Here is a 20,721-nt window from a genome sequence, read left to right on the forward strand (position 1 = left end):
CTGCTCTTCCGTGAATCTCGCTCGTTTCATTCCGTCCGTCCTTTCAAGGGCCGGACTCTAGCTCCGCGTGGAGGAAATTCTCAGGGGCACGTCAACATCCAAGCCGTTGACCCGAACAGCGCCTGTGTTGACCCAACGGGTGTCGACTATGGCGCCGTAGGCGGTGACCGGGAACGAAGTGGAGAAGCCGGGAACCGCGGCATACGATTCGATGAGTGCGCGATCGGCCGGCCGATTCACCGGATCAACAAAGGTCACGAACGGGCTCAAAGTCGGATCGATCAAGGCGCCGCTGAAGTTCGCGTTCACAGGCTGGGCGATCCGGTCTTCAAACCGGGTATCGAAGTAGTTGAAGCTGAACGAAGGCCCGCCTTTCGGCCGATAGTCGAAGCCGGCGGTGAAGGTCTCGGAGGTTTCAGGTCTCAGGTCCGCGTTGCCGCCGTAAACCATGAGAATCAAGGTTTGAACCCCGCCCGCCCGGTTAAGAAAGGTTGGAGACACCCCGGGCGCATCGAACAGCTGGGACAGAGCCCCCGCGCGGAAGGAGGTCCCCCAGGACGATCGCACGACCCAGGGCTCTGCCGGCGACCAGACCAGCCCGATCTTGGGATTCGTGGTCGTCCCTAAATCGTCGTAGTCCTCAAGTCGGCCCGCTATCGACAGGTCAAGGCGACGGATCCCGGGCCTGGCGTTATCGGGACCCACAATCGGGATGCGGGTCTCTGCAAAGATCGCTGCGATCGAACGCTCGGCTGTCGGGCTTGAGAATGACAAGGGAGCGGCCGCGGACAGGAAGGTCGCGCCCCGGGTGTAGAAGGTCTCGTCGCGAACCTGTGCGCCGAGGGCGATCGACAGATCGCCTCCCGGAAGGCGCATCATCGGCCCCTGGACAAGGAGGTTGGCCGAGCGCGTGCGGCTTCGATTATGGACTTCGCCATAGCCGCTGCCGATGAAATCAAGCACGGCGGAGCTGTTGACGGTCCCGCCTCCGAAGAAATTGAAATATCCATCCACCGCGGCCCGATACGCCGTGTTCGGGTCGTCTGGAATCGTGCCGAGCGCCTCGGCCAGATATCGGGTGTTGACCCGATTGCTGTTGCCGAAATCTGCGCGCTCGGTCGCCTGGGCGAAGTAGCCCTCGACCGACCAGTCCGCCGAGAGATCGAAGCGTGCTCCAAGCGTTACGCCGAGGCTTTCGGACTGCGTATGGCTGCGTGCAGGACCGATGTCGCGGACGAAGGAATAGGCGACCTGATGAGACGCGGCGCCGGTGGGTGAGACGAACCATGGATTGGCGCGCGTGACTGTGAATATCCCCGCCGATGGAGCGGTGTTCAGGTCCGTCGTGCGGTAGCTGTAGCGCACGTCGCCCGTCACCTCGAGCCGGCCGCCGAAAGACTGACTGACCCGCCCATAGGCGCTGTGGCGCTGGACTTCCGGCAGCAGGTCTACCCCCAGGAGGCCGGACTGCAGGTTGGTCTGACCGGCCGCAAAATCCGCCGGACCCTGCGCGGATCCGCTGGCATTCGGTCGGATGGCGTACTGGACCCCGAACGTCGACGTCGCCGGATTGACCGCGACGATATTGCCGGGGGCACTGTAGAAGCCGCGATGGTCGGTGCCGCCGAAGGGACGGAGGTCACCGTCTCGTGTATAAGGGCGGTCAGAAGTGCTGAATGCGTTTCCGGTTTGATATTCGTAGGACAGATAGGCCGCGCCGGAGGACCAGCTACGGCCAGCCAGATGCGAGAGCTGTATCTCCTCAGCGCCGCCTTTCGCAGCGGAGGCTCGGAAACGGGACTCCTGCCCGTCGAATGCCCGGCGCATGATCACATTGACCACTCCGGCGACCGCGTCCGCGCCATACAAGGCCGAAGCCCCGTCCAACAGCACGTCCACACGCTCCACGGCGGCGGACGGCAGGGCGGAGATGTCTGCAAACTCGGCCCGCGACCCGGTACCCGCCAGGCGACGGCCGTTGACGAGAACCAGCGTGGACGCTGCCCCGAGGCCACGCAGATTGATGCCGGTCGCGAAAACATTGTTGGATCCGCCAGCATCGGACAGAGCGGCCTGGCTGATCGGCGTAGACGTGCCAGCGTAATTTTGCGGCAGGGAGATGAGCGCCTCAGCCACTGTGGCGGCGGCGCGGCGATCGAGGTCGTCGCGGTTCAGGGTCACAACCGGGGACGCCAGATTCCCCGACCCCCTCAACAGGGTTCCGGTGACAACGACATCGTCAAGCGCCGTCACGGCCTCGGCGTTGGCAAGGACTTCACCACGGCGCAAGAAAATGACGCCCGGCCGTCCTTGCGACCAGACGATTCCTGATCCCGCCAGCAGCCGATCCAGCGCATCCCGTGGCGCAAATCGTCCCACCAGCCCCGGCGTCGTCCGGCCCGCGACCAAGTCCCCGGCGAAAAGAATCTGCTGGTCGGCCTGGGTCGCGAAAAGATTCAGTCCATCCCGCAGCGGACCCGCCGGAATGTTGAACTCACGCGCATCCTGAGCGCAGGCCGTCGCGCTGATGGATACGGCGCAGGCGACGATCGCGCTGCAGGACAATAGACTCAAGCGACTCATATTCAGGGCTCCCCTCGACGCCACGCGACGTCGAAGAGGAGGTGATCGAGGCCCCGGGGGACCCCGGAGCCTCGACGGATTTATTTTCCGCGTTCCGACAATCGGATCGAGCCGTCCGGCCCGGCCGACGGCTCCAGACCGAAAACGCCCGACGCCGCTGCGACAAAGGCGTCACGATCCCCCGTCTTGAACACGCCGTTGACCGGCACTGTCGCAAGATCCTTCGCCTCCAGAACAACCTTTGCAGTGAGGTACCGGTTCACCTCGGCAACCGCTTCGTTCATCGGCGTGTCTCGGAACACGATCCGTCCCTCGGTCCAACTGGTGGCCGTGGGCACATCAACCGAGCGACTGGCTGTGCCGGCCGGGGTCACTCGCGCCTCTTGGCCCGCCGCAAGTCGCAACGGCCTTTCCGGCCCGGACAAACGGGTCACATCCACCGCGCCGCTGACCAGAGTGACGCTGACGCCGGCGCCTTGCCGCTGGACGTCGAACACCGTCCCTAAGGCCGTCACGCGCGCGTCGCCCGCCGCGACGACAAATGGTCGCTGACCGTCATGGGCCACGGAAAACATCGCCTGTCCGCGTTCAAGATCGACGAGACGCTGGCCTTCGCTGAACCTGACCCTCATCCGGGAATCTGTGTCGAGGCGAACCGACGACCCGTCCGCCAACTGTACGACCCATTGCTCGCCCACGCCGGTCGTGAAGGTGGATCGCCCCTGCCACCACGTCCATCCGCCGATCACGAGTGCCGCAGCTGCGCCGATGGCGGCCAAGCCCAGCAGTCTTCTGGTCGATCGATCCTCTGACGTCTTGCGGAGTCGACGCGACATGGCGTCGTTGAGCGCCTCGTTAATCTCCGGCCGGCCGGCGAGCTTCCGGCTTTCCGTCCAGATCAGCTCGACCCGACGATACGCGTCCGCGTTGGCCGGAGATTTCCGCCAGTCGAAAAACTCACGGATCGTCTCTGTCGTGACGCTGCGCGCGCCGAGGCGTTCGTGCCACTCGGCCGCTTCCCGGTCCGCGGTTTCAACCCGTGCTTTCGGGTTGCCCATGATACGCCCCATTCCCTAGCGCCGAAGCTCTGCGGCGCATTGAGCCAAGGCCTTGGTCATGCGCCATTCGACGGTCTTCGGACTGATGTCCAGTTGCTCGGCGATCTGGTTGTTCGTCAAACCGCCAAATCTGGATAACACAAAGACATCCCGGAGAGGTTGTGGCAAGGCGAGCACGATTTCCTGAATCTGCACCGCCGCGTTCTGGGTCGGCTCCAGGGCCATTGTTCCCAACGGAGCGGCGCTGTCGAGTATCTGCCGCCGGCGCCGATGCTGACGATCCCCGCTGAGACCGATGTTGAAGGCGACCTTCAACAGGAATGCCCGGGGGTGACGGATGTCCAGATCCGCCTCGATCGCTGCCACTCGTAGCCAGATTTCCTGGACCAGATCCTCAGTGTCCGAACCGAACCGACCACGCAGTCGCGCCGTCAGCCATGGGGAATAGCGACGATAGAAGGCTTCCAGTCGGGCGTGCCGGCGGGACCGGCCGCTGTTCTCGTCTCCCACGGTCTTGGCTTCCGACACGCAACCGCCTCCATCCAGATGAAGGGGCGCTGAGAGTCGCACATGGAAATACCTGCGCCCGTGAGGGGTCGTCGGACGACGTTATCTACGCGTCCGGACAGGACGGCGGACAGCTCGAAACCGTCGTCGTCATGATCAGCTAGAATGTCGCAGGGGATTCCACGCCCCTATCGGCCAAGGCCGACCCCGGAATCGTGGCTGATTTGATTTGGGTCCGCAAGACCCGGAAAGGTGGAAAGGGGCGGGCGTTGGAACCTTGCGACACAAGGCCCGGAAATTTGAGAGAGAGTCCGGCCGCTACTGGCTCGCGCCAGCCCCTGCGGCCATTGGACATGCGCCTATAGACCGGCGCCCGCCTCCAATCGTATCGCAACGGCACGAGATTTGAAACTCGAGGTCCGGCAGGTTTCCGGATTACCCGAAAACTTCACACGCTGCATCCGCCTCCCGCATGCCGGCCGTGACAGCCGACAGCGTAGGGTGACCGCTGTAATCGAAATCGCCCAGATGAAGGAGCGACAGACGTCTCAGTGCAGCGGCGGCGGTCGCGATACCGACGGAGGCGATCTGCTTTTGCGCGTCATTGGGATAGAAGTAGTCCACCCGATGATCGTCCATGCGGAAGAAGCTCATCGGGGCCGCGTGGAGGTGGGCTGAGAAGTACCCGTAGAGCGCAGTGAAAACATCAGGATTCCAGCCCGCAAGGGCTGCAGACTTGCGCATACCGCCGATGAAGATCGTTTCGCCGGACACGAGGCGTTTCTGTTGTTCACCATCGAAGCCCGCGAAAGCCGGATGTGACCTAATTTCCATAATCAGGTCTTCACGACCCGCCTTCAGGTCGGCGGTGCCTGCGCATGCGGGCCAGGCGCGAAGCAGCTTGATCCTGGAGACCGTGTCGTGAAGTCGCAGCACGGCGTACCGGAAGGCCCAGTCCTCCTCGGTCACCTGTTCGACCAGGTAGGCGTACGTCGAGAGGCATTCGATGATCATGCGCGCCAATCCCAGAATGGCGGAATGATCGAACATGTTGGAGCGGCAGACGAACCCGATCGACCGACCGTGGGCGCAGGCTTTGGCATGCACCATAGACGCCAATTCGCGGGCGCGGTCCGTCGCCGACCCACTCAAGGCCATGGAGACATCGTTCGAAAACCCGCTGACGTGGATGAGCTCTTCCAGCGCCTCATCCACGGGCGTCACGGGCGCGGATACCCCATCGCGGGCTCCGAGGGCCCGTCGCCGCCGGCGCAGTTTCCTGTTGGGGTTCACCGGCGGGCGCCCGGCTTTGCTCGCAACCTCGTCGCAGCTCCCGCAAGCGGGGAATGGGGCGCGGGCATTGGAATCCTCCGACAAAGAGGCGCGCTGATTGAAGGGCGGCCGCATCCTAACGCCTGCCGAAGCACGCGTTCCCCGGACCGAAGACCGACCTCTATTCACGTCTACCCGCTGAGCTTCACTCTGGCAGATTCCCCGTCCCGCGAAAACGTCCAAGACAACACGCAAGCCGTGCTTTTCCTTGCCGACTGCCCGCCAATCAGAGAGACTCTGACTGATGAAGAAACCTCTGAGGTCATTGACGCCTGCGAAACGCCGGGAGCTGGACCACGCCGTGGCCATCCTGCGGGAAGAGTTCGCTGTCGCGACCTCGACGCGCAAGGCGCCGCGCCTGCGCGACGGACGCATCCTCAAGATCATCCTGTTCGGCAGCTACGCGCGCGGCGACTGGGTTCATGACCCCGTCGGCAGATACTTCTCGGATTTCGATTTGCTGGTCGTCGTCGATCACGAGGACCTGACGGACTTCGAATTCTGGGAGAAGGCCGAAAAGCGGCTGCTGGCCGACGTCACCTCGGGGCAAATGCTGCGAACGCCAGTCAGCGTCATCGTCCACAGTCTGGATGATGTGAACTACAAGCTGGAACACGGCCGGTCTTTCTTCATCGACATCGTACGGGACGGCGTGACCCTGCTGAACACGCCGTCTGTCAGCTTCATCGAGCCTACCCCGCTCTCGCCTGAAACGGCTCTGCAGGAGGCGGAAGACACCTACGCGGAAGCGACCGAAAGCGCCGACGAGTTCATTGAGACAGCAGCTTTCACTCGCGGCCGGGGATTCACTCGTAAGACTGCCTTTCTCCTGCACCAGGCGACCGAGACTCTTTACGCCGGACTACTACTTGTCCTGACCGGCTACTCCCCGAAATCCCACAAACTGACGAACCTGCGTCGGCTAACGGAGCCGCTTGTGGCTGGCTTGGCGGACGCCTGGCCCCACGAAACTAAGCTTCAGCGGCGCAGCTTCGAACTCCTTCGCGCCGCCTATGTGAAGGGTCGATATTCGAAGCATTTCAAGATCACCGACGAAGAGCTGGCATATCTTGTTGAACGGATCGGGATTCTGCGAGGCCTGATCGATGCGGCGTGCCAGAAACGGCTAGCCGACCTGCGTGATCAGGCCGGTCAATCCGTCTGACCAAACAGCCCACCGGGTGCGGGCATTCACCGCAATCCGGTCAACCATAAATGCCTCGCCTCCCATGCGGCGCATGCAACGCGCTAATCAACCAGACACGGGGCTGCCTATGTTCTCGTCCGTCGCAACCGGTGAGAGTGAACCCATCACGCCGTCAGCGAGCGGGTGGTGACGCCCAACGAACCGAGGGAAACCAATGACCTTGCGCGATAGCTTTCCGACGACCTCAGCGGCTTATCCGGGTCTCGCCAACTGGGATGCCGAGTTCGAGTGGAAAGGCGTGGCACCGGTGGCGGTAGCTGGCTTTTTCCGGGACGCTATCGAACAAGCTCAGGGAGCAGATCGACAACCGTTCTTCGACCTGGCCGAAACCATCCGCGGCGATCTGACCGCCGAGACCCGACGCATCGGCGACGACGAGGGCGCTGTCTGGTTGGACGCTATGCGGTTCATAATTTCGATCCCCGCCATCATGACGACGGTCGCGATGGGAGCGCATGGCGATTGCTACAACTGGCTCCACTGGTCCGCCAGCCGAACCCACAACGTCAACCTGCGGGCCAACAAAGGCGACTATCGCCTGCCGCCGTATGACGGCGTCGCCAGGCCAATGAATGCCGCCTGTCTTCGTAACCTGACCGACTGGATCACTGCCGCCTTCATGATCGCCAGAAAATTCGGCGGCATGGACGACTGGTGCGACCAGATCGCCGATTACTGCATCGCTCACGTCTTGGACGAGATCGTGGCCGGAGATGTCGTGCGAGGCGTTCCTGCGATCGTCACTATCGCCAACTGGGCGACCAATCGCGGGCACAAATGCGCAGAGCCCTTGGTCAGCAGCATGGCGGAAATCTATGGCCGTCCCGGCATAGACGACCGCTCCAAGGCCACGATGGCCGTGTTGTTCACGACGGCTGCCGCTCAATGGACGCCTCAAACGCATCAGGAGTGGGCCAAGGAAGCACTCCGCGACCTGCGCCATGTCCTCGTCGAACACGAGGTCGTCCAACTTTTGGCGGTCACCATCGATGACTACGAGGATTGGACCGCCGCTCGGGTCCAGATACTCGGTGAAGTCCGGAAACTTGCGGACGATTACAGGGCGCTCGAGAGCGGCCCTGTGGCAATCCTTGCCCTGGAAGCTCGCGTCGCCATTATCCACCCGTTGATCTTCAGTCTGACCGATTTCGGGACGGTCGCGGACATCATGGATTTGTTGTGGGCCTGGTACGGGGTCGACGGGATGGAGCAGGCCAGTGCCGATGTCCTTTACATCGGCTCAGCACACAAGAACGGCGTTGCTTATCTCTGGCCTGGCGGCCGGCATCTGATTGAAGGGGATGAAGGCGGCGAGAGCCTGGAAGGCCTCCTAGCGGGCCTATCGACTGCCCTGAATGAATATTTCCGCGGCCCGGCGGGTGACCGCGCGCTGCTTCTGGACGAGCGTATGCTCGGCGCGCCGGCTCATGACAAAGCGCCGGAGCTCACGGCAGCGATCGCGCGCCACTATCGCTTCGACGAGCTGGCGCCTCATCTGCCTGAACGATGGCGCCCGCGATCGGTGGTCGTCATGCCCGCTCATCGTGACCCGGTACAGGCGACGCTTTCGAACATTCTCGGCTGGCTGGCACCCATGGAAGCGAGCCTTGCCGCTCCGCTTCAGGACAGGACCACCCGATGCGTCAGTATCTGGCCGGGCGAAACCCAGACAACGGAGGCCGAGGTTAGTTTCATCCGGGCTGTGGGTCTGCACGCCGGCTGGGAGATCAAGGTTGTCGGAGCGCCCTTGGACCAGCGTGCGTTCCAGGCATTCTATGAAGATCCAGATGCCGACCTCCTGTGGATCATCGGACACGGCGAACAGTCACCCTTCCGGCAAAGTGAAAGTGGACTGGTGCTGGCTGACGGAACTGTGCTGACATCAACCGAGATCGCGGCTTACGCGCGTCCTGAAACCGGCCGGCGTCTTCTGGTGCTGAATATCTGCAGCGCAACGGCGACCCAGAACCGGGGCGGACTAGCTCGCATCGGCTTTGGACACGAGCTTACCACCGCGGATCAGAGCGTCATCGGGCATCTCTGGCCGATCGACTACTATGCCGCGCTTGCCTTCGGCTGTTCACTGTCTCTCGATCTCGCGGGATCCTCCGTCGCCGAAGCCTTGGCCTCAACGATGGCGCGGATGCAGCAGCCCGAGCGATTGATCCGGGACTTCGAAACGGTTGATGCGACGCAGGAAGCGATCAGTCGCCTTCGGAGCGAACGTGCTGCCGAGCAGATCAGCAATCTTTTGTCTTGGGGTAGCCCTGTCCTTTTGACCTAAACGGTCAGTGAAGGGGTGGAGCCTCCCGACGCTCTGAACTCCCGAGGCGCCAGGCCTCAGCGGCTAAGATCTTCGCCTCGCCCCTTTGCGATCTGCGCCAGTCCGTTGCCGACGGGCTCGAGTGATACTGTTTTTCCGACCTCAGTGGGCTTGCCTGGCCGGAGCCGTGCGTAATGCTCGATGCCCGATCCGTCGCGCACGACCGCCCAGGGCGAAGCCCCTGCCTCATCATGAAACCCGGTCTTCACAACCACCCCTCGTACACTGTCCTTACCGAGAACCCGTACATCCCTCGCGCCCTCTAGCCGACGCTGATTGAGGGTGCGGATGATGTCGCGCCGCACCTGCAGTGTGCGCAGCTTCTTCTCCATCTCGCCGTCGAGCCGATACCGCCGCCCGGACCGCGTCGCGAGCCCAAGCTGTTCCAGATGTCTCAGCCGCCCCCGTGTCAGCGCCGCCCAAGCGTCGGTCGATCCGACCCCGTCATCGACCATCCCGTGCTTGTCCGTCTCGGCGATCAGCCGCCGGTCGAAACCGGTGAAGCGATCCGCCTCCGTCTCCTTCCAGATGCGTCGTTCGGCCTCGACCCGTGACAGATCGCCAAGCCGCTCCTGCGCCACTTCCTGCGCCCGCGCGCGGAATCCATAACCAATGTAATCGCGGGGAATGACGAGATCCCGGCCATCTTCGCGGCGGCCCCGAACGAGCACATGGGCATGGGGTTGATCGGTGTCGAAATGGCAGGTCGCCACCCACTTCAGATTGGGTTCTCCGAGGTCCGCGGAGACGCGTCCCATGACCTCGCGGACATAGGATTTCATGTCGAGCCGTTCGCCGTGCTCAGGCGAGATGATGAAGCGGAAATGATGCCTGTCCTGGCTCCAGCCATCGGTCTCGACGCCGGGCTGAACGCCATCGGCACTGCGATCGAAAAACTCCGGCCGCTCACCCTCGACGCCGGCGCCCGGCCGTCCGAGATAAGACACATGTTTGGCCAGTGCGGCGGCCCGGTCGGCGCCCTTGCCCATGTGTCGAGAGACCAGCGCCTTGACGATCACCTTCTGGCGAACGTCCAGCCTGAAGGCGCGGCCTGACCGGTTCTGCGCCGCCTTGAGCACCCCTGAACGATTGCCCAAAGCGAAGGCTTTGGAACTCGCCAGACGCTTGAGCATGCCGTTCTTGACGTTCATCCGCTCGGTCTTGAGGGACAACGGAAGGCCGAGGCGCACGGCGTCGGCGGTCCGGCCGGAGCCGGTGGAAACTCTGCCGTCTATCTCGTCGCGGATCAGCATTCGCAGTCCTCCAGAGCATGCAACGAAGGCTCGAAGGACGACAACTCAAGGCAAGTCGTCAATCGCACTCCAGCACGCGGCTAACTGTCGGACAGAATAGAAGAAACCGGAGCAGCCAAAAACACCCTTTTATCTTGCCCTCCGACCCTTTTTGCAGATTGTCATCCATCGAAATCACATTCCGACATATCCTATCAACAGTCATCATAGGCTCAGGACCCATTGATGTGATGTGCTCGATCTGATTCAGGCTCTGCAAGGAGACTGGATATGAGCGACCTCTATTGGCTGACGGACGAGCAGATGGCGCGGCTGCAGCCGCACTTCCCCAAGAGCCACGGCAAGCCCAGGGTGGATGATCGTCGGGTGTTGAGCGGGATCATCTTCGTCAACCGCAACGGGCTTCGCTGGCGTGATGCGCCGCCGGTCTATGGCCCACACAAGACGCTGTACAATCGCTGGAAGCGTTGGAGCGAGGCCGGGGTCTTCATCCGGATGATGGAGGGACTGTCCGGCGCTCAGGCCGAACGGCGCACCCTCATGATCGACGCGACCTATCTCAAGGCGCACCGTACGGCTTCGAGCCTCGCGGTAAAAAAGGGGGTCTTGGGCGGCTCATCGGACGCACCAAAGGCGGCATGAACACCAAGCTTCACGCCGTAACCGATGCGAACGGACGCCCCATCAGCCTGTTCATGACGGCAGGCCAAGTCAGCGACTACACCGGTGCTGCGGCCCTGCTGGACAGCCTTCCCAAGGCCCAATGGCTGTTGGGCGACCGGGGCTATGACGCGGACTGGTTCAGGGATGCCCTGGAGGCCAAGGGCATCACGCCCTGCATCCCCGGTCGGAAATCCCGGACTGTGCCTGTCCGTTACGACAAGCGCCGGTACAAAAGCCGAAACCGCATCGAAATCATGTTCGGCCGACTGAAAGACTGGCGGCGCGTCGCCACCCGCTACGATCGATGCCCGACCGTCTTCCTCTCCGCCATCGCCCTCGCAGCTACCGTGCTCTTCTGGCTATGAGTCCTGAGCCTAGACCGTGCCGTATTCGCCTTCCTTGGCTGTGTTATCCTGGCAAGTGTCGCCTTGGCGCATTTCGTGAATCCCTGGTGGATCGCGCTGACGATCTTCGCCGGCCTGAATGCGCTCCAGGCTGCTTTCACCGGCTTCTGTCCCGCGGCGATGCTGTTCAAAAGGTTCGGCGTCAGGACCGGAGCAGCCTTCCGCTAAGTTCGGTCTTAAGCGCTTACAAAGACCCTGTGTAACCACCCTTCAAGGACAGGGGCTATCCGTTCGATGTGCCGAACGTCGCCTTTAATCACCAATAAAACGACAGCTCATTGCGGAAACATGGAGGAGTGGATCCGCTACCAAAGCGAACGCGCTATGGTCGGTTGTCCGCCACGGCTTCGGTCTCGGTGAGCATTTCTGACCTAAGGGTCTTCGAGATGTACGGCAGGACCGGCCGACCACAAGGCGTCAGACGTTCACGACCGTGGGATGGGCGGGCCGACGCTGGCGTCCAGACCAAAGACTGCAGAAACCGGGAATACGTCATACAGCCACAGGTCTACCCACGCCTGTGCCCCCCTCGTCCGCTCGTGACGAAGGGAGCAGCGCAATACAGTCTAGCGGGCCTGACGGAGGCGTTCAGCTGCGGCGCGATAGCGTTCGTAGTGATCACCTTCGTCGGAGGCGATCTGCCGGAACATCGCTGCAGCGCGCGTATCGCCCGCTGCCTGGGCCTGATCTGCGAACCCGACATACATGGTGACGTTCTCGTACTGCTCCCCGGCCATCGCATCCACCAGATTGGCCTCGTTGGTCCCGTCCAGCTTCAGGGCGTCGGCTTCGCGCGCAAAATGCTCGTTGGCCTCGACGTTGGCGGAGCTTTCGAACAGTTGGGCCAGTTCGGCATTGCCGCTCTCGCGGGCGACCTCAGCGTAGCGAAGATACTTGAGGTTGGCGAAGGCCTCGCCATGCATGGCGGCTTCCAGATTGGCCCGCGTCTGCGGGTTCAGGTCCTGAGCGGATGCCGCTCCGGCCGAAAGGGCGACGGCGACGGCGGTGGTCAGAAAGATCTTGAGGGTCATGGGAAGGCTCCGGTGTCTGGGATGCGCCCGATGCGCCGGTGCTGTCTCGGCCCGAAGGCTGACCGGAGCCTGACGAAATGAAATCACCCGGCCGCTCACGTTCGGACTGAATGTCGCCCCAGCCGTCAGGTCGCCGTCAGCTTCGGACGTCAGGTTGGCGTCACCGGGTGATGTCGTCCGGCGACAAGTCCAGCTTTCTCGAGGCTCCCCATGAAGACGTTCCTGATTCCTTCGGGCATCGCCCTGACCCTCGCCGCTACCGTAGGCATGGCCATGACCGGCTTTGCGACCTCGGTCTCGGCCGGCCCGGTTTGCACCACCGCGCCCCGCGCCCAATGGCTGACCGAGGCCCAGATGCGGGCTCGTGTGGCCCAACTCGGCTACACCAACATCCGCGTCTTTCAGGTCAGCGGCAGCTGCTACGAGATCTATGCCCGCGCCGCCAATGGCCGTCGCGCCGAGGTCTATTTCAACCCAGTGACTGGCGCCGTGGTCCAGAACAACGAGGATTGAGCGCAGTGACCAAGGCAACCGTGGTTCTTGGGGATGGGTCACTCGCCCCATCCCCTGCGGAGACACCCAAGCGCACCAAGGTCTGGGATCCGGTCGTTCGACTGTTTCACTGGACCCTTGTCACAGGGATCGTCGCCAACCTGACTGTGTTTCGTGAGCTGAAGGCGGTGCACCGATACGTCGGCTATGTGATCGTCGCGGCGATCGCGATCCGGCTGGTCTGGGGTTTTGTCGGTCCGCAGCATGCGCGGTTCTCCGACTTCATTGCCGGCCCCCGTCGCCTCGCCGGCTACCTGACGGCCATGATCCAGCGGCGTGAGCCGCGCTACATCGGTCACAATCCTGCAGGCGGCCTGATGATGATCGCTCTGATCCTCCTGTCGCTCTCCTGCGGCGTCACCGGCTGGATGATGGGACTCGATGCCTTCTGGGGAGCACCCTGGCTTGAGGCCACTCACGAGACCGCCGCCAACACCATCATGGCGCTTGCGATCCTGCATGTCGTCGCAGCCCTCGTGGAAAGCTGGCGTCACCGCGAAAATCTGGTCATGTCGATGGTGACCGGCTGGAAACGCGCCGCCAGCGGAACGGATGTCGATCATGCGTCTCCTCCTCGTTGAAGACACGGTCCGGCTGGGCGAGCTCCTGAGCGAAGGGCTCGCCCGCGACGGCTTCGTCGTGGACTGGCGTCAGGACATCGAGGGCGCGGCGGAGGCGGTCGCCAGCGCGACCTACGATCTGATCCTCCTCGACCTCGGACTGCCGGATGGCGACGGGCTCGACTGGGTCAGGACCCTGCGGCGCGCGACCGACCTGACGCCCATTCTGGTGCTGACCGCGCGCGGGGGGCTCGACGATCGGGTTACGGGGCTGGACGCCGGCGCGGACGACTATCTGGTCAAGCCATTCGAGGCTTCGGAGCTGTCGGCGCGGTGTCGCGCGATCCTGCGGCGGCCCGGTCAGCGGATGACGCCGGTGCTTCACGTCGGCGCGCTCGCCTTTAACGTCGCGTCGCGCCAGGCCGCGCACGGTGACCTGCCGATCGAACTCTCCCGCCGTGAAGGCGACCTTCTGGAGACGCTGATGCGTCGGGCGGGTTCGGTCGTGACCCGGGGGTCGTTGGAGGAATCGCTCTATGCATTCAACGAGCCGGTCACGCCCAATGCCGTCGAGGTGGCGGTCTCCAGACTGCGCCGCAAGCTCGACGATGCGGGGTGCACAGGAATGCTGCACACCGTCCGTGGGCTGGGCTATCTGATGCGGGACGCCGTCGCTTGACCCGCACCCCCTCTATCTTCCAGCGCCTGATGCTCGGGTTTGCGCTGATGAGCGTCATCGGCGGCTTCATTCTGCTTCTGTTTGTCGGCGTCGAGTACGGCCTGTCGTCTCGCGCGAGGCGGGACGAGATCCAGTTCGCGGGGATCGCGAACGAGGTCGCCGACCATGTCGTGGTGCCCCTGCTCGTCTTGATCGTGCCCATGACCCTGGCTGCGCTTTGGGTGATCCGGTCATCCCTGCGGCCGCTGAGCCTTGCCGGCGCGCGGATTGAGGCCGCCCAGGCCGCCGACAAGGGTTTCCGGGTCGATGTGCATGACTTTCCGGCCGAGGCGACGGGCTTCGCCGACGCCGTCAACGGTATGCTCTCGCGTCTCGATGAAGCCGCGACCCGTCAGGAAGCCTTTGCCGCCGACGTCGCCCATGAACTGCGAACGCCGCTGGCCGTGCTCGCGCTCGAGCTGGATCGGCTCGAATCGCCCGAGGGCCAGCGGTTGAAACGGGATGTTTCGGCGATGTCGCGACTGGTCGATCAGCTTCTGGTGCTGGCGCAGCTGGACGCGCAGGCGGCGGCTCCTGTGTCGGCAACTTCGGTTGATCTGGCCGAAATCGCTACGGAAATCGTCTCGCAGTATGCCCCTCTCGCCGTCGCGGACGACAAGTCGGTGGCGTTGGAACTCAATGATGACGTCTTAGTCAAAGGTCGCCGAGAGGCCATCGGCGCCGCGCTTAGAAATCTGGTCGAGAACGGGCTGCGGGTGACGCCGTCCAGCGGAACGGTGACGGTTACGGCCGGCCCGGGCGCGCGGCTTTCGGTGAGCGACGGCGGGGGCGGACTGACGCCGGAGCGCCTTGCTGACCTCAGCCAACGTTATCGCCGTGGAGATCACGCCAGCACAAGCGGCGCGGGTCTGGGATTGGCTATCGTCTCGCGCATCATGGCGGCGCATGGTGGATGGATCGAGACCCGGCCGGATCGGTCCGAACTAATCCTCGTCTTTGCCCATTCCACCGAGACCCAATCATGAGCCGTCTTGAGCGCCATCCCGAACGCCATCTGGTCTCCCGGATCGGCTGGCTTCGAGCCGCTGTTCTGGGGGCCAACGATGGGCTGGTGTCGACCGCCAGTCTGATCGTTGGCGTCGCCGCCGCCCAGACCAGCAAGACCGGGATCCTCGTCGCGGGCGTTGCCGGCCTGGTCGCCGGCGCCATGTCCATGGCGGCGGGCGAATATGTTTCGGTCAGCTCGCAGGCCGATACGGAGGCGGCCGATCTGGCACGCGAACGCGCCGAGCTCGATGCTGACCCCGATGCCGAGACCCGCGAACTGGCCGCGATCTATCGCAGCCGGGGCGTCGATGCGCATGTGTCGTTGGAAGTCGCGCGCCAGCTGATGGTCCATGATGCGCTGGGGGCGCACGCGCGGGACGAACTGGGGTTATCGGAACATACGGCGGCGCGCCCGATCCAAGCCGCCCTGACTTCGGCGGCAACCTTCTCGGTGGGAGCGGTCCTGCCGCTGGCGATGGTGGTCGTGGCCCCCGGATCGCTGCTCGTCGCCCTGGTGTCGGGCTCAGCCCTCGTCGGGCTGGCTCTGCTGGGCGGTATCGGCGCCAGGGTCGGCGGCGCCGGTATCGCCAAGGCTATCGTGCGCGTCACCTTCTGGGGGGCATTCGCCATGGGTTTGACCGCCGGCATCGGCCACCTGTTCGGGACCGTCATCTAGCCCGGCTGTGCTCAAGCCGGTTCAGTCTTCGTCCGCTTCCCCGGCTTCGCCGCCGTCACCGCCTTCGCCGGCTTCGCCATGCGCGCCCGGTGTGAAGGCCTGCGGGTCGATGCGGGTCGCGGCATAGGCGGACCCCGCCACGACGAGAACGGCGAGGGGAACGGCCAAGCGCGCCGGCGGGGTGGCATCCAAGGCACTAGGAAAGTGAGTGGTTTTCTTGCTGCCGGTGATCATGGCGCCGATCAGGTTGTCCCGGGTCAAGAACGACATGGCCACCACCGCGACGACGTGCAGGGCGATCATAGCCAGAAGGATGTAGGCGATGGCCTCATGCCCGCCCTCGCCGCCCGTGATGCCGGTGAAGGTGGTCGCGGCGACGAGGGCCAGAAGCACAATCACAGCGATCCCGCCCAGCGGGTTGTGGCCCAGCGATGCATGAACCCGCCCCGCGAACAGTCCTCTCACATGGCCCGCCATCCGCGACGGACGGATCAGGTTTGCGAAGCGTGCGTGTTCCCCGCCCACAAAGCCCCAGAGGAGCCGGAAGGCGATCAGGATCGCCGCCACCCAGCTCGCTGACCCGTGCCAGGGTGACAGGGCGCTGCCCTCCTCTGAGGACAGAAAGGCGAGCGCGATCGCGGCCACGAGGAGCCAGTGGAACAGGCGGACGCCCCAGTCCCAGGTCTTGATGATCCTGATCGCCTTCGGAGCCGTGCTGGTCATAGAAACCTCCGTTTAATGGACGCTGGTTGGAAAACCTGACGTCAGCCTGACCGCGGCGCGGTCCGTCGTTCAGGCAGATCAAGGACTGGACGGATCAGCCGGCCACGACGGGCCCCGCTTCCCGCAGCGGGCCGGGCGTGGCTTGCGCCCGCTGAACGATCCACCGCCAGGGGCCGGCCCAGCCTCCGCTGACGAGTGCAACGGCAATGGCCAAGAGGAGAGCGTCGCCAGACGGCGTGGCAAAGCGGAACAGATCCTCGACGAACGGCACGGACACGCAGCCCCCCAGAACGATCACCGCGCTGGCGCAAATCAGCCAGAAGATCCGGCGGTGTGGATCGAACAGAGACACGCCCGAGGTGGCCGAGTCCGTCAAAGCCAGCACCATGTTCGCGATCGCAAGGGCGATGAAGGGGGCGGCGCGAGCCTCCGTTTCCGGCGCCTGAGCGAGCATCCAGACATAGAAGCCGAGCACCCCGGACAGGATGACCACCCCCTGCAGGGCCCCGAACGCGATCTGGCGCGGACCAAACAGCGACGCTGTATCGGAACGGGGCGGCTTCGTCATCGCGTCGCCTTCGCTGGGCTCCGCCTCGAAGACCAGGGAGCAGACCGGACTGATGATCAGCTGAAGAAAGACGACATGGGCCGGGAAAAGCAGGGGCGGCGCGCCCATCAGGATCGGGATCAGAGCAAGACCGGCCAACGGCACATGAACGGCGACGATGAACGTCAGCGCCTTACGAAGATTGGCGAAGATCCGGCGGCCCAGGCGGACCCCGCCGACGATGGCGCCGAAACTGTCGTCCATCAGCACGATGTCGGCCGCCTCGCGCGCGACGTCCGTCCCCCGCTTTCCCATGGCGATCCCGATATCGGCCGCCTGGAGCGCAGGCGCGTCGTTGACCCCGTCTCCCGTCATGGCGACGATCTCGCCATTCGCCTTGAAGGCCTGGACCAGCGCCAGCTTCTGCTGAGGCTGGATGCGGGCGAAGACCCGGACCGTGCGGATGCGTTCCGAAAGTTCGGCGGACAAAGCCGCGATCTCGTCTCCCGTCATCACGCCAGGGTCCACATCGACGCCGGCCTGTCGCGCGATCTCGAGCGCGGTAGCGGGGTAGTCGCCCGTGATCATCGCCACACTGATTCCGGCGCGACGCGCCTCCTGCAAGGCTCCCGGCACATCCTCTCGCACCGGATCGAGAAAGCCGATCAGTCCGCTGAAGATGAAGGGGGCCTGATCCGGATCGGTGAATCCAGCATCGACCTGACGGACCGTTGCAACAGCCAGGACGCGGAGCCCTCTGGCCGCCATCGCATCCAGAGCCTCTCTTGCCGGCGCCAGGGTCTTCTCCGACGCCTTGCACAGGCTGAAGATCGCCTCGGGCGCCCCCTTCGCCGCGGCGGCCGATTTGCCGTCAGCAAGCCGCCATGTCTGGATCACAGCCATCCGCTTAGCTTCGAGCGGCCAGGCCCGGGTCACGGTCCCGCCGCCCGTCGATGGCGACCGCTCGCGAATGGCGCGGTCCATCGGGTCGGTCGGTTGCAACGCGCTTGCCAATGCAGCGGCATCTAGGACCAGACCGGCATCAGGCGGCAAAGGCCCCGCCGAAGCGTCGACACTCTTTCCTTCGACCCAGACCTCGGCCACCGACATCCGGTTCTCGGTCAGGGTGCCGGTCTTGTCGACGCACAGAAGGGTGGCGGATCCCAGGGTCTCGATCACCGCGCCGCGCCGCACCAGAACCTGATGGCGCGCCAGACGCCAGGCGCCCAGCGCGATGAACACGGCAAGGACGGTCGGAAACTCCTCGGGAATGAGCGAGATGGCGACGGTGATGCCTGCGAGAAGTGCTTCGATCCAGTCGCCCCGCATCAGCCCGTAGGCCAGGACGACCGTGGCGCTGAGCACAACCGCCAGAAAGCCGAACAGGGCGACCAGGCGTCCAGTCGACCTCTCCAGTCGCGTCCGGTCAGGCGCAATGGCGGCCAGCGAGGTTCCGATCTGACCCAATCTCGTCCGCGGCCCGGTCTCCAGCACTTCGACCACGCCCTGGCCGGACACGACGAGCGTGCCGGAAAACACGGCGTCGCCGGCGCCGTCCGGATCCGAGATCGCCTGGCGCACGGTCTTGATGACCGGGGCGGACTCTCCCGACAGGGTCGACTCATCCACGCTCAGCACGTCGCCATCGACCAGGCGACCGTCGACGGGCAGGCGTTGGCCCTCGCTCACCAGCAGGATGTCGCCCTGAACCAGCCGGTCGATGGCGAGCGTGCACGCGACACCGGATCTCATGACCCTGGCGGTCGGTTCGGACAGGTCGCGCAGCGCCTTCATAGCGCTTTCGCTCCGCGCTTGCTGCACTACGACCAGACTGATCGTCCCGACCGCGGCAAGGGTCAGAAAGAGACCCTCGGCGAGGCTGCCCAGAAACAGATACAGCCCGGCCGCAACGACCAGCAGCAGGAACATCGGTTCTTGCAGGGTCGAAAGCAGAATCCTGCCCAGGCTGCGGGCGCGCACAGGAGAAGGGATGTTCGGACCTGCGGACAGGAGCCGTCGGTCGGCCTCATCCTGATCGAGGCCGGGCCATGTCACGTCCACATCATCAAACCCGTCGCAGCCCCGATCGAGCCACACGCACCTTAGGTCGGGTGCGCGACGACACCTTGATTCAGGTCAAGGTCTGGGTGACGACGACCAGAGGCTGGCGAAGGTCCCGGGGCGCTGACGGAGAAGAGGCAACCGGGGCAGCAGCCCCCGAACCGTTGACGTCTTGTCCAAGACAGACGTCAGCCAACATCGAGGCGCAGTCGTCCGCAGTCTGTGCTGCAGAGTTGGTCCGGGTGGGAGATCGCCGGACAGTCTGAGCGGCGTTGAGGCTCGCTCGAGAGCCACGCGGCGCATTCGGCGGAGGGACCACTGAAGACCAGGGCCTCCCCTCGCCAGACCGTCACGCGGACGGCGCTTTGGTGGTCGGCCAGCAGCCTCAGGCCCTCAGCCGCCGCCAGGACATCGTCGCCCTGTTCGATCCAGTAGACGCTCGGCGCAACGCCGGACGACTTGAATGGAAACACGGTGTAGGTGCTCATGCCGGACTCTCGCGGTGAACAGCCAGGCTTGGAGGCCGCCCGTTTGTGGTTGCCGGTACCGGTGTCATTGGCTCAGGGCAGCGTGATGACGGCATTCACCCAGCCCTTCGACTGCAGCCAGGCCACGAAGGCGAAAATCGGTACGGCCAGAAGAAAGACCGAACCGTCCTTCAGGGTCATCACGAACCGGTCTGGTCGGATCTGAAGCGTCTCAAGGTCTCGCCAGGCCGAGAGCCGCGGCCAGAACCGGGGCGTGCGACGCCGATACTCACTGTAGGCTTCGCCGAAGCGGGCCTGAAGCCAGGCCTCCTCACGCTTCACCGTGGCGAAGAAGACACCTACAGCCACAAGCACGAACAGCCCCGCCAGAACCAGACTGCCGGTCTGAAGACCCATACCGAGCGCCGCGATGAAGCTGAACAGATAGAGAGGGTTGCGGGTTACGGAATAAGGGCCGCGATCCACTATCTCGGCGGCCTTGCGGCCTCCGATATAGAGCGAGCACCAGGCCCGTCCAACGATGGCGATCCCGATCATCACGAGGCCGGCGGCCCGAAAGCCCGCATGCACCGCATCTGACCAGAGCCTTTCCCCCGTGAAGACCGCCAGGATGACAACCGCCAGGATGCCGACCGCAAGTACGCCCTTGCGGATCAGTTGAAGGGTGTGAAGCGATTGCGCGTCCGGCATAGGCCTGCCGTCCAGATGAGGATCGTCGCGCGCCTGAAGGCGGAAGCCCTTTAGTCGATGGCGCGCATCGTCGATCATTGGCCTATAGCATGGCCATACTCGTCAAATATGTCCGCCCGCTTGGTCCGGCAATGTGTGGGGTTCGGCCTTCAGAACCGATCGGCTGTGTGCATACGACATTGCGTGAAGCGCAAGACAACCGATGTGAACGTGCTGGGTGGCGCGGTTCTGAAAAGCGCATTGAGCGCTGCCACTTCAAGTGTGCTCACAATTTTGTTCACCACCCACCGTTCGCGGACACGGCGGCTCGCTTTTTCAGCAGAGTCCAGCGGATTTC

Annotated in this window: 19 protein-coding genes; 9 read left to right on the forward strand and 10 right to left on the reverse strand. The window is 64.0% G+C overall.

Features of this window, described 5'->3' with window-relative positions:
* Positions 1–57 precede the first annotated feature (57 nt).
* From JKF87_RS05715 to JKF87_RS05730, 4 genes are all read right to left on the reverse strand, one after another.
* On the reverse strand, positions 58–2,583 hold the full coding sequence (locus JKF87_RS05715) for a TonB-dependent receptor (RefSeq protein ID WP_201098224.1): 2,526 nt from the start codon (positions 2,581–2,583) through the stop codon (positions 58–60).
* An 80-nt stretch (positions 2,584–2,663) separates the two neighbouring features.
* On the reverse strand, positions 2,664–3,641 hold the full coding sequence (locus JKF87_RS05720) for a FecR family protein (RefSeq protein WP_201098226.1): 978 nt from the start codon (positions 3,639–3,641) through the stop codon (positions 2,664–2,666).
* Between the two features lie 15 nt (positions 3,642–3,656).
* Positions 3,657–4,169 (reverse strand): RNA polymerase sigma factor, encoded by a 513-nt coding sequence (locus JKF87_RS05725; RefSeq protein WP_181669196.1) that lies wholly within the window; start codon positions 4,167–4,169, stop codon positions 3,657–3,659.
* Between the two features lie 414 nt (positions 4,170–4,583).
* On the reverse strand, positions 4,584–5,372 hold the full coding sequence (locus JKF87_RS05730) for a DUF5677 domain-containing protein (protein WP_201098228.1): 789 nt from the start codon (positions 5,370–5,372) through the stop codon (positions 4,584–4,586).
* A 352-nt stretch (positions 5,373–5,724) separates the two neighbouring features.
* On the opposite strand from JKF87_RS05730, the gene JKF87_RS05735 reads away from it, so the two are divergent.
* Both JKF87_RS05735 and JKF87_RS05740 read left to right on the forward strand, forming a co-directional pair.
* A complete protein-coding gene (locus JKF87_RS05735) occupies positions 5,725–6,645 on the forward strand; it encodes a HEPN domain-containing protein (protein ID WP_077354143.1) in 921 nt (306 codons plus the stop codon).
* A gap of 196 nt (positions 6,646–6,841) precedes the next feature.
* Positions 6,842–8,971: a CHAT domain-containing protein gene (locus JKF87_RS05740; protein ID WP_201098230.1), complete on the forward strand. Its 2,130-nt coding sequence runs from the start codon at positions 6,842–6,844 to the stop codon at positions 8,969–8,971.
* 56 nt (positions 8,972–9,027) lie between these two features.
* Here the strand turns inward: JKF87_RS05740 and JKF87_RS05745 are convergent, their stop codons facing one another.
* Positions 9,028–10,263 carry a DUF3363 domain-containing protein gene (locus tag JKF87_RS05745; RefSeq protein ID WP_201098232.1) on the reverse strand — a complete coding sequence of 412 codons (1,236 nt, stop codon included), beginning with the start codon at positions 10,261–10,263 and terminating at the stop codon, positions 9,028–9,030.
* Positions 10,264–10,533: 270 nt separating this feature from the next.
* Here JKF87_RS05745 and JKF87_RS05750 point away from each other — a divergent pair.
* Positions 10,534–11,291, forward strand: a protein-coding gene (locus JKF87_RS05750) for an IS5 family transposase (RefSeq protein ID WP_088582593.1) whose coding sequence is annotated in 2 segments (ribosomal slippage) — positions 10,534–10,855 and positions 10,855–11,291 — 759 coding nt in all. Because the reading frame shifts where the segments join, the coding sequence is not laid out codon by codon here.
* Positions 11,292–11,294: 3 nt separating this feature from the next.
* On the forward strand, positions 11,295–11,498 hold the full coding sequence (locus JKF87_RS05755) for a YgaP family membrane protein (protein WP_201098868.1): 204 nt from the start codon (positions 11,295–11,297) through the stop codon (positions 11,496–11,498).
* A gap of 398 nt (positions 11,499–11,896) precedes the next feature.
* On the opposite strand, the gene JKF87_RS05760 is transcribed toward JKF87_RS05755, so the two are convergent.
* The gene (locus JKF87_RS05760) at positions 11,897–12,361 is read right to left on the reverse strand and encodes a rubrerythrin family protein (RefSeq protein WP_201098234.1); all 465 of its coding nucleotides are present in this window, start codon (positions 12,359–12,361) and stop codon (positions 11,897–11,899) included.
* A gap of 210 nt (positions 12,362–12,571) precedes the next feature.
* On the opposite strand from JKF87_RS05760, the gene JKF87_RS05765 reads away from it, so the two are divergent.
* Genes JKF87_RS05765 through JKF87_RS05785 form a run of 5 tightly spaced genes read left to right on the forward strand, consistent with a single transcriptional unit; the run spans position 12,572 to position 15,875 of the window.
* Positions 12,572–12,874 carry a PepSY domain-containing protein gene (locus JKF87_RS05765; RefSeq protein WP_236261161.1) on the forward strand — a complete coding sequence of 101 codons (303 nt, stop codon included), beginning with the start codon at positions 12,572–12,574 and terminating at the stop codon, positions 12,872–12,874.
* Positions 12,875–12,879: 5 nt separating this feature from the next.
* Positions 12,880–13,494: a cytochrome b/b6 domain-containing protein gene (locus tag JKF87_RS05770; protein WP_307417609.1), complete on the forward strand. Its 615-nt coding sequence runs from the start codon at positions 12,880–12,882 to the stop codon at positions 13,492–13,494.
* Complete coding sequence (locus tag JKF87_RS05775) at positions 13,475–14,152, forward strand: response regulator transcription factor (RefSeq protein WP_236261163.1); 678 nt, start codon at positions 13,475–13,477, stop codon at positions 14,150–14,152. The genes JKF87_RS05770 and JKF87_RS05775 overlap by 20 nt, the downstream gene beginning before the upstream one ends.
* The gene (locus JKF87_RS05780; RefSeq protein ID WP_236261164.1) at positions 14,149–15,177 is read left to right on the forward strand and encodes a sensor histidine kinase; all 1,029 of its coding nucleotides are present in this window, start codon (positions 14,149–14,151) and stop codon (positions 15,175–15,177) included. Before JKF87_RS05775 ends, JKF87_RS05780 begins: the two co-directional genes overlap by 4 nt.
* Positions 15,174–15,875 carry a VIT1/CCC1 transporter family protein gene (locus tag JKF87_RS05785; RefSeq protein ID WP_201098238.1) on the forward strand — a complete coding sequence of 234 codons (702 nt, stop codon included), beginning with the start codon at positions 15,174–15,176 and terminating at the stop codon, positions 15,873–15,875. Before JKF87_RS05780 ends, JKF87_RS05785 begins: the two co-directional genes overlap by 4 nt.
* Positions 15,876–15,896: 21 nt before the next feature.
* Here JKF87_RS05785 and JKF87_RS05790 read toward each other — a convergent pair whose 3' ends face one another.
* The 4 genes from JKF87_RS05790 to JKF87_RS05805 all read right to left on the reverse strand — a co-directional run bounded on the left by JKF87_RS05790 (position 15,897) and on the right by JKF87_RS05805 (position 20,462).
* Positions 15,897–16,598 (reverse strand): cytochrome b/b6 domain-containing protein, encoded by a 702-nt coding sequence (locus tag JKF87_RS05790; RefSeq protein WP_201098241.1) that lies wholly within the window; start codon positions 16,596–16,598, stop codon positions 15,897–15,899.
* Between the two features lie 94 nt (positions 16,599–16,692).
* Entirely contained in the window at positions 16,693–19,242 is a 2,550-nt protein-coding gene (locus JKF87_RS05795; RefSeq protein ID WP_317134889.1) for a cation-translocating P-type ATPase, read from the reverse strand.
* Positions 19,243–19,394: 152 nt separating this feature from the next.
* Positions 19,395–19,694, reverse strand: a complete 300-nt coding sequence (locus JKF87_RS05800) for a hypothetical protein (RefSeq protein ID WP_201098243.1) — start codon at positions 19,692–19,694, stop codon at positions 19,395–19,397.
* A 72-nt stretch (positions 19,695–19,766) separates the two neighbouring features.
* Positions 19,767–20,462: a methyltransferase family protein gene (locus JKF87_RS05805; protein WP_236261165.1), complete on the reverse strand. Its 696-nt coding sequence runs from the start codon at positions 20,460–20,462 to the stop codon at positions 19,767–19,769.
* Between the last annotated feature and the right edge of the window lie 259 nt (positions 20,463–20,721).

The organism is Brevundimonas nasdae (assembly GCF_016654005.1).
GTDB lineage: Bacteria > Pseudomonadota > Alphaproteobacteria > Caulobacterales > Caulobacteraceae > Brevundimonas > Brevundimonas nasdae.

Bases quoted from the DNA above. Each gene is read 5' to 3' on its own strand.
- JKF87_RS05715 (WP_201098224.1), bottom strand. From the start codon at position 2,583: ATGAGTCGCTTGAGTCTATTGTCCTGCAGCGCGATCGTCGCCTGCGCC.
- JKF87_RS05720 (WP_201098226.1), bottom strand. From the start codon at position 3,641: ATGGGCAACCCGAAAGCACGGGTTGAAACCGCGGACCGGGAAGCGGCC.
- JKF87_RS05735 (WP_077354143.1), top strand. From the start codon at position 5,725: ATGAAGAAACCTCTGAGGTCATTGACGCCTGCGAAACGCCGGGAGCTG.
- JKF87_RS05740 (WP_201098230.1), top strand. From the start codon at position 6,842: ATGACCTTGCGCGATAGCTTTCCGACGACCTCAGCGGCTTATCCGGGT.
- JKF87_RS05745 (WP_201098232.1), bottom strand. From the start codon at position 10,263: ATGCTGATCCGCGACGAGATAGACGGCAGAGTTTCCACCGGCTCCGGC.
- JKF87_RS05760 (WP_201098234.1), bottom strand. From the start codon at position 12,361: ATGACCCTCAAGATCTTTCTGACCACCGCCGTCGCCGTCGCCCTTTCG.
- JKF87_RS05765 (WP_236261161.1), top strand. From the start codon at position 12,572: ATGAAGACGTTCCTGATTCCTTCGGGCATCGCCCTGACCCTCGCCGCT.
- JKF87_RS05775 (WP_236261163.1), top strand. From the start codon at position 13,475: ATGCGTCTCCTCCTCGTTGAAGACACGGTCCGGCTGGGCGAGCTCCTG.
- JKF87_RS05785 (WP_201098238.1), top strand. From the start codon at position 15,174: ATGAGCCGTCTTGAGCGCCATCCCGAACGCCATCTGGTCTCCCGGATC.
- JKF87_RS05790 (WP_201098241.1), bottom strand. From the start codon at position 16,598: ATGACCAGCACGGCTCCGAAGGCGATCAGGATCATCAAGACCTGGGAC.
- JKF87_RS05800 (WP_201098243.1), bottom strand. From the start codon at position 19,694: ATGAGCACCTACACCGTGTTTCCATTCAAGTCGTCCGGCGTTGCGCCG.
- JKF87_RS05805 (WP_236261165.1), bottom strand. From the start codon at position 20,462: ATGATCGACGATGCGCGCCATCGACTAAAGGGCTTCCGCCTTCAGGCG.